The organism is Mycobacterium sp. THU-M104, assembly GCF_049197365.1.
Taxonomy (GTDB): Bacteria; Actinomycetota; Actinomycetes; order Mycobacteriales; family Mycobacteriaceae; genus Mycobacterium.
In genome coordinates this window covers 62,125-69,835 of sequence record NZ_JBMIOP010000025.1, presented here as the reverse complement: position 1 = coordinate 69,835, position 7,711 = coordinate 62,125, and the positions used below count along the sequence as shown (strand labels likewise).

Below are 7,711 nucleotides of genomic sequence, written 5' to 3'. Positions count from 1 at the left end.
GGCGCCGCTGAGGAGCGGGGCCATCAGACCCAGCCGGGCGACGATGCGGCGCCGCAGGCGCCGCTGAGGAGCCCCCACCGAAATGCCGCCGACACATCCCTGTGCGACAGTGGTCGCCGTGCCGTCGTATCTGTTGCGCATCGAACTGGCCGACCGTCCGGGCAGCCTCGGGTCGCTGGCCGTGGCGCTCGGTTCGGTGGGCGCCGACATCCTGTCGCTCGATGTCGTCGAGCGCACCTCGGGCCACGCGATCGACGACCTGGTCATCGAACTACCGGCCGGCGCGATGCCCGACGCACTCATCACGGCCGCCGAGTCGCTCTCCGGCGTGCGGGTGGACAGCATCCGACCGCACACCGGCCGCCTGGAAGCCCATCGCGAACTGGAGCTTCTCGACCGCGTTGCGGCCGCGGCAGGCAAAGGCCTCAAGCTGCAGGTGCTGGCGAACGAGGCGCCCAGGGTGCTGCGCGTGAGCTGGTGCACGGTCCTGCACAGCGCGCACGGAAAGCTGCACCGCCTCGCCGGCAGCCCGGGCGCCCCCGAGACCAAGGCCGACTCGGCCCCCTGGCTGCCGATCGAGCACGCCGCCCCGCTCGACAACACCGGCGACTGGGTGCCGCAGGCGTGGCGCGACATGGACACCACGATGGTCGCCGCGCCGCTGGGCGACCCGCACACCGCGGTGGTACTGGGCCGCCCCGGCCCCGACTTCCGCCCGTCGGAGGTCGCCCGGCTCGGCTACCTCGCCGGGATTGTGGCGACCATGCTGGGCTGAGCCCGGCTGTGCGGTCACTGGCTGTGCGGTCCGTCGTCGGCCGGCCCGTCCGGCGGCCCCTGCTCGAGCAACCGACGGAATCCGTCCTCGTCGAGGATCGGGACGCCCAGCTCGACCGCCTTGTCGTATTTGGAACCCGGTGAGTCGCCCGCGACGACGAAGTCGGTCTTCTTCGACACCGAACCGGCGGCCTTGCCGCCGCGCGCCACAATCGCCTCCTTGGCGCCGTCCCGGGAGAATCCGGTCAGTGACCCGGTGACCACGATCGTCAGTCCCTCGCAGGTGCGCGCCACGCTGGTGTCGCGCTCGTCGGCCACGCGCACGCCGGCCGCGCACCACTTGTCGACGATCGCGCGGTGCCAGTCCACGGTGAACCACTCGGCGACCGCGGCGGCGATGGTCGGTCCCACGCCCTCGACCGCGGCCAGCTGCTCGGTCGACGCCGACGTGATCGCGTCCAGGCCGCCGAACTCGGTGGCCAGGGCGCGCGCGGCGGTCGGTCCGACGTGTCGGATCGACAGCGCCACCAGCACCCGCCACAGCGGCGCTTTTTTGGCGCTGTCCAGGTTATCGAGCAGTCTTCTGCCGTTGGCCGACAGCGAACCCGCCTTGGTGCGGAAGAGATCGGTGCGCAACAGGTCGTTCTCGGTGAGCGTGAACAGGTCACCCTCGTCGGCGATCACCCCGGCGTTCAGCAGCGCGGCGGCCGCCTCGTATCCGAGCCCCTCGATGTCGAGGGCGCCGCGGCCGGCGACGTGGAAGACGCGCTCGCGCAGCTGCGCCGGGCAGGACCGGGCGTTGGGGCAGCGGATGTCGGCGTCGCCTTCCTTTTCGGGGGCCAGCTCAGAACCGCACTCGGGACAGTGGGTGGGCATGACGAATTCGCGTTCGGAGCCGTCGCGCAGGTCGACGACCGGGCCCAGCACCTCGGGGATCACGTCGCCGGCCTTGCGGATCACGACGGTGTCCCCGATCAGCACGCCCTTGCGCCTGACCTCGGCGGCGTTGTGCAGGGTCGCCATCCCCACCGTCGACCCGGCGACCTTGACCGGCGCCAAGACCGCGAATGGTGTCACGCGCCCCGTCCGGCCGACGTTGACCCGGATGTCGAGGAGCGTGGTCTGCACCTCCTGCGGCGGGTATTTGTAGGCGATCGCCCACCGCGGCGCGCGCGATGTGGAGCCGAGCCGGCGCTGCAGCGCCACATCGTCGAGTTTGACGACGAGGCCGTCGATTTCGTGGTCCACGTCGTGGCGGTGCTCACCCCAGTAGCGGATCCGCTCGTGCACGCCGGCGACGCTGTCGACGCGGGTGGTGTGGCCGGACACCGGCAGCCCCCAGTCGCCCAGCGCGAGGTAGGCGTCGTGCAGGGTCGCCGGCCGGAATCCCTCGGTGTGCCCGATCCCGTGGCAGATCATCCGGAGCCTGCGGCGCGCGGTGACGGCCGGGTCCTTCTGCCGCAGCGACCCCGCGGCGCTGTTGCGGGGATTGGCGAACGGGGCCTTGCCCTCCTCGACGAGGCTGGCGTTGAGCGCCTCGAAGTCGGCGAGCCGGAAGAAGACCTCACCGCGCACCTCGAGGACCTCGGGTATCGGGTAGCCCTCGCCCGGGGTCAGCCGTTCGGGGACGTCGTCGATGGTGCGCGCGTTCAGTGTGACGTCCTCGCCGACCCGCCCGTCGCCCCGCGTCGCGGCACGGACGAGCCGGCCCTCGCGGTAGAGCAGGGACAGCGCCACCCCGTCGATCTTGAGTTCGCACAGGTAGGCAAGCTCGCCGCCGACCTCGGCGTGGATGCGCGCGGCCCACGCGTCGAACTCGTCGGCGCTGAACACGTTGTCCAGGCTGAGCATGCGCTCCAGGTGCTCGGCGGAGGTGAACTCGGTGGCGAAACCGGCGCCGCCGACCAGCTGGGTGGGCGAGTCAGGGGTGCGAAGCTCGGGATAGCGCTCCTCGAGGGACGTGAGCCGCCCCAACAGCTCGTCGAACTCGGCGTCGGAGATGACCGGGGCGTCGCGTACGTAGTAGCGGAACTGGTGCTCGCGCACCTCGTCGGCCAGTTCGCGCCACTGCCGCCGGACCTCGGGCGGGGCGGGGCCGGCCTCTGCTGCGCTCACCTTGGTGAGGCTAACGGAGCACACCGACTCGGCAGCGGGGCCAGTCGTGCCCCCGGCCCGCGACCGGCGTTGTGCATCATGATGCACGGCACTGATGTTATGATGCGCGCGTGCGGACGACGGTCAACATCGACGCCAACCTGCTCGCCGAGGCCAAGGTCTTGGCGGCGCAAACGTCCCGGCCGCTCGGCGCCATCGTCGATGACGCGTTGCGCGCACTGCTGCGGCGGCGCGGCGAGCAGGACAGCCGCACCGAGTTCGGGTTGCCGGCCCACGGCAGCGGAGGCCTGCAGGCGGGCGTCGACCTGGAAGACAAGGATGCCCTGGCCGAGCTGTTGGGCGACAATGCTGCTCCTTGACGTCAACGTCTGCGTCTATGCCATCCGCCGGGACAGCACCCAGCACGCCGCCTATCGCGACTGGATGGAAGCTCGACTCGTCGGGGCGGAGCCGGTCGGGATCAGCGAACTGGTGTTGTCGGGTGTCATGCGCGTGATCACCAACCATCGCGTCTTCCGACAGCCGAGCACCACAGCTCAGGCGCTCGAGGCGTGCCGCGCTCTTCGAACCGCTCCCGCGGCCGTCGCGCTGCGGCCGGGACCGCGACATTGGGACATCTTCGACTCGCTGTGCGACCGGGTCGGTGCCAAGGGCAACGCGGTGGCCGATGCCTACCACGCCGCCCTGGCCATCGAGAACGGCGCGACATGGGTCACCACCGACCGCGGGTTCGCCCGTTTCCCGGGCCTGCGGTGGCGCCCGCCGTTGGACTGATCTGCAGGGTCCTCTACCCGCGGGCGATCGCGTCCGGGTCCCCGGCGAACGCCTCCGCGGCCTTGCGGGCGAGCCCGATCGCGGTGCGGGCCCACTGCGGCGTCGCGCCGGCCAGGCCGCACGCGGGGGTGACCCCGATGCGCTCGCGCAGCGCCGCCCGGTCGAAACCCAGGCGATCGGTCACCGCAACCAACGCGGCGGCCACCTCGTCGGCCGACGGCCGCTGCTGCCGATCAGTACCGGGAACGACCCCCAGCATCACGGCGCGGCCCGATTCCACGAACGCCGCGATGCCGTCCAGGTCCGTCGCGCCCAAGGTGTCCGCGTCCACCGACACTGCACCGATACTGCTGCGCTGCAACAGGTCCCACGGGAGGCCCGGAGCACAGCTGTGCAGCACCACGTCAGCCCCTGCCGTCGCGGCGCAGGTGTCGAGCAGTGCGCCCGCGACCGCCTCGTCCAGCGCGGGGACCGCGCTCAACGACGTCACTCCGCTGAGCTTCCCGGCCAGCGCCGCCGGCAGCGACGGCTCGTCGAACTGCACCACCACCGGGGTCTCGAGTCGCCGGGACAGCGCGGCGCGGTGCGCGGCGACGCCCTCGGCCAGCGACGCCGCCAGGTCGCGCAGCGCGCCCGGATCGGTGATCGCCCGGTGGCCGTTGGCCAGTTCGAGGCCCGCGGCCAGCGTGATCGGGCCGGGCGCCTGGACCTTGACCGCGCGTCCCCCGCCCCGCAGACCGGATCTCTCCCAGGCCTCTTCGAGAGCGTCGGAGTCCTCGTCGAGGAGGCTGACGGCCCGGCGCGTCACTGCGCCGGGCCGCGCGGCGACGCGATAGCCGCGCGTGGTGGTGTCGACGGCCACGTCGATGAGCAGCGCGCCGGCCCGGCCGATCAGGTCGGCGCCCACGCCGCGGGCGGGCAGCTCGGCGATGTGGGCGAGCGCGCCCGCCAACTCGCCGACGATGACCTCGGCCGCCTGCCGCGGGGAGGTTCCGGGCCAGGAGCCGACGCCGCTGGCGGTCGCGAACGCACTCACCGGCCAACCGTATGCGACGCCACGTCGGACGCGCCCCGCCAGGGGTGTCCGGCCGGGACCCGCGCGGGTAGTTTCAACCCTGGAACGGACGGTGTGGCGGATGGTGAGATTCGCGCGGCCCCTGCTGATCACGGGCGTGGCGATGCTCGCCGCGGCGTGCACGCGGGTGGTGGACGGCACCGCGCTGCCGGGATACGGCGCCACCCGGCATCCCGTGCACGGGGTCGACGTCGACACGGTGCTGCTGGACCAGCCGCGCATGCGCGCGATCACCGGCGCCGGTGAACACCTGACGATCATTCCGTCGATGGACGACATCAGCCCGGTGGACATCGACGCCCTGGCCGACAACGCGCCGCCGCAATGCCGGTTCCTGTTCGCCGAGACCGCGACGTTCGGACCCGACATCGCGGAGTTCCACAAGACGACGTTCCAGGACCCGCCGCAGGGGGCGCTGATCTCCGAGGGCGCCGCCGCCTACCCCGACAGCGACACCGCCCGGCGGGCGTTCGGAGCCCTGGTGGGCGCCGTCGGCGACTGCGCCGACAGCGCGGCCGGACAGCTGCTCGTCGGCGACTGGCAGGCCGACGCGACCTCGCTGCACCTGCGCCCCGGCGGCTGCGGGCGCGACTACCGGGTCCTGTCGGTGGCCCTGCTGGAGGTCACCTATTGCGGCTTCCCACAGTCGGTGTCCGACATCGTGATGACCAACATCGCCGCGAACGTGGCGCATTAACGCCGGGCGCCGGTGATGGTGGCGCTGCCGATCACCTCGTCGCCGCGCGCGTCGGGCCGGTACAGTGCCAGCGTCTGGCCGCGCGCCACCCCGCGCAGCGGGGTGCGCAACCGCACGACCAGCTCGTCGTCGACCAGTTCCGCGACCGCGCTCACCGCGTCACCGTGCGCACGCACCTGGACCGCGCACTCGATCGCGCGGCACGGCGCGACTCCGGCGGTGAACACCGGCGACCGTCCGACCAACTCGTCGACGTCGAGGTCGCTCACCCCGCCCACTCGGACCGTGGCGGTCCGCGCGTCGATCGCGGTCACGTAGCGCGGGGCGCCGCCCGGCCCCGGCCCGGCGATGCCCAGACCCTTGCGCTGCCCGACGGTGAAGCCGTGCACCCCGTCGTGGGTCGCCAGCACCGCGCCGTCGGCGTCGACCACGCGGCCGGGCCGCACCCCGATGCGCTCCCCCAGGAAGGTCCGGGTGTCCCCGGACGGGATGAAGCAGATGTCGTGGCTGTCCGGCTTTTCGGCGACCGCCAGGCCACGCCGGGCGGCCTCGGCGCGGATCTGCGGCTTGGGCGTGTCCCCGATCGGGAACACCGCGTGGCGCAGCTGCCCGGCGGTCAGCACGGCCAGCACGTAGGACTGGTCCTTGTCGCGGTCGACGGCGCGGCGCAGCCGCCCCCCCGAGAGTCTGGCGTAGTGGCCGGTGGCCACGGCGTCGAAGCCCAGCGCCAGCGCCTTGGCCGACAGCGCCGAGAACTTGATCCGCTGGTTGCAACGAACGCACGGATTGGGCGTCTCGCCACGCGCGTAGGACGACACGAAGTCGTCGATCACCTCGGCGTCGAACCTTTCGGCGAAATCCCAGACGTAGAAAGGGATTCCGAGGACGTCGGCGACCCGGCGCGCGTCGGAGGCGTCTTCTTTGGAGCAGCAGCCGCGTGACCCGGTGCGCAGCGTGCCGGGCGCCGCTGAGAGCGCCAGATGGACGCCGACCACCTCGTGCCCGGCGTCGACCATGCGGGCGGCGGCCACCGAGGAGTCCACACCGCCGCTCATCGCAGCGAGGACCTTCACCTAGGAGGCCCCCGTGGCGGCCAGGGCGGCCCTGCGGGCGCGGTCCACCGCACCGGGCAGCACCCGCAACAGCGCGTCGACGTCCGCGTCGACGCTGCTGTGGCCCAAGGAGAACCGCAGCGATCCCCGGGCGCCGGCCGGGTCTGCGCCCATCGCGAGCAGCACGTGCGACGGCTGCGCGACACCGGCCGTGCACGCCGACCCCGTAGAACACTCGATCCCGTTGGCGTCCAACAGCATCAGCAGCGCATCGCCTTCGCAGCCGCGAAAGGTGAAGTGCGCGTTTCCGGGTAGCCGCAGCGGGTCGCGGGCGCCGTTGAGTGTGACGTCGTCGACGGAAGCCAACACGCCCTCGACCAGCCGGTCCCGCAGCGCCCGCAGCCGCACGCCCTGGGACTGCAGTCCGTCCACCGCGATCCGGAGCGCTGCCGCCATCCCGACGGCGCCGGCGACATCGGGTGTACCGGAGCGGATGTCGCGCTCCTGACCACCGCCGTGCGCCAGCGGCACGCAGGCCACGTCGCGGCGCAGCAGCAACGCACCCACGCCGGCGGGCCCGCCGAACTTGTGCGCGGTCAGGCTGATCGCCGACAGCGCGCCGGCGGAGAAGTCGACGGGCAGCTGGCCGACGGCCTGCACGGCGTCGCTGTGCATCGGGACACCGAATTCCGCGGCGACGGCGGCGAGCTCGGCGACGGGCAACACGGTGCCGACCTCGTTGTTGGCCCACATCGCCGTCACCAGCGCAACGTCGTCGTGGGTCTGCAGCACCTCGCGCAGCGCGGCCGCCGCGACCGACCCGTCGGGGGCCGTGGGGAGCCGGGTCACCCGGGCGCCCTCGTGTTCGACGAGCCAGTTCACCGCGTCCAGAACGGCGTGGTGTTCGACCTCGGTGGTCACGATGCGACGGTGGCGCGGGTCGGCGTCGCGCCGGGCCCAGTAGACGCCCTTGACGGCGAGATTGTCGCTCTCGGTGCCGCCCGCGGTGAAGATCACCTCCGAGGGCCGCGCGCCCAGCCGGTCGGCGATGAGCTCGCGGGATTCCTCGATCCGCCGCCGCGCCACCCGCCCGCTGGTGTGCAGCGAGGACGCGTTGCCCACCGCGCCGAGCACGGCCGTCATCGCCTCGACGGCCGCGGGGTGCATCGGGGTGGTGGCAGCGTGATCCAGGTAGACCATGACGCGCCCCACGTTACCTGCCCG

At 72.6% G+C, this 7,711-nt stretch carries 8 protein-coding genes; 4 read left to right on the top strand and 4 right to left on the bottom strand.

Annotated elements, in window-relative coordinates:
• The first annotated feature begins 118 nt into the window (after positions 1–118).
• Entirely contained in the window at positions 119–775 is a 657-nt protein-coding gene (locus ACOJVU_RS02390; RefSeq protein WP_421528309.1) for an amino acid-binding protein, read from the top strand.
• Between the two features lie 14 nt (positions 776–789).
• On the opposite strand, the gene ligA is transcribed toward ACOJVU_RS02390, so the two are convergent.
• Positions 790–2,889, bottom strand: a complete 2,100-nt coding sequence (ligA, locus tag ACOJVU_RS02385; RefSeq protein ID WP_421528308.1) for an NAD-dependent DNA ligase LigA — start codon at positions 2,887–2,889, stop codon at positions 790–792.
• Between the two features lie 110 nt (positions 2,890–2,999).
• Between ligA and ACOJVU_RS02380 the strand changes: the two genes are divergently transcribed.
• A complete protein-coding gene (locus tag ACOJVU_RS02380) occupies positions 3,000–3,248 on the top strand; it encodes a type II toxin-antitoxin system VapB family antitoxin (RefSeq protein ID WP_421528307.1) in 249 nt (82 codons plus the stop codon).
• Complete coding sequence (locus ACOJVU_RS02375) at positions 3,235–3,663, top strand: type II toxin-antitoxin system VapC family toxin (RefSeq protein WP_421528306.1); 429 nt, start codon at positions 3,235–3,237, stop codon at positions 3,661–3,663. Before ACOJVU_RS02380 ends, ACOJVU_RS02375 begins: the two co-directional genes overlap by 14 nt.
• Positions 3,664–3,676: 13 nt before the next feature.
• On the opposite strand, the gene ACOJVU_RS02370 is transcribed toward ACOJVU_RS02375, so the two are convergent.
• Positions 3,677–4,699 carry a methionine synthase gene (locus ACOJVU_RS02370; protein WP_421528305.1) on the bottom strand — a complete coding sequence of 341 codons (1,023 nt, stop codon included), beginning with the start codon at positions 4,697–4,699 and terminating at the stop codon, positions 3,677–3,679.
• 100 nt (positions 4,700–4,799) lie between these two features.
• Here ACOJVU_RS02370 and ACOJVU_RS02365 point away from each other — a divergent pair, with 100 nt between their 5' ends.
• The gene (locus ACOJVU_RS02365; protein WP_421528304.1) at positions 4,800–5,435 is read left to right on the top strand and encodes a sensor domain-containing protein; all 636 of its coding nucleotides are present in this window, start codon (positions 4,800–4,802) and stop codon (positions 5,433–5,435) included.
• Here ACOJVU_RS02365 and mnmA read toward each other — a convergent pair.
• Together mnmA and ACOJVU_RS02355 are read right to left on the bottom strand one after the other, a co-directional pair.
• Positions 5,432–6,508: a tRNA 2-thiouridine(34) synthase MnmA gene (gene mnmA / locus ACOJVU_RS02360; protein WP_421528303.1), complete on the bottom strand. Its 1,077-nt coding sequence runs from the start codon at positions 6,506–6,508 to the stop codon at positions 5,432–5,434. The two genes, ACOJVU_RS02365 and mnmA, sit on opposite strands and share 4 nt — an antisense overlap.
• Positions 6,509–7,687 (bottom strand): cysteine desulfurase family protein, encoded by a 1,179-nt coding sequence (locus ACOJVU_RS02355; RefSeq protein ID WP_421528302.1) that lies wholly within the window; start codon positions 7,685–7,687, stop codon positions 6,509–6,511.
• Between the last annotated feature and the right edge of the window lie 24 nt (positions 7,688–7,711).

Excerpts from the sequence above, each read along its gene's own strand:
- ACOJVU_RS02355 (WP_421528302.1), bottom strand. The coding sequence starts at position 7,687 with ATGGTCTACCTGGATCACGCTGCCACCACCCCGATGCACCCCGCGGCC.
- ACOJVU_RS02365 (WP_421528304.1), top strand. The coding sequence starts at position 4,800 with ATGGTGAGATTCGCGCGGCCCCTGCTGATCACGGGCGTGGCGATGCTC.
- ACOJVU_RS02375 (WP_421528306.1), top strand. The coding sequence starts at position 3,235 with ATGCTGCTCCTTGACGTCAACGTCTGCGTCTATGCCATCCGCCGGGAC.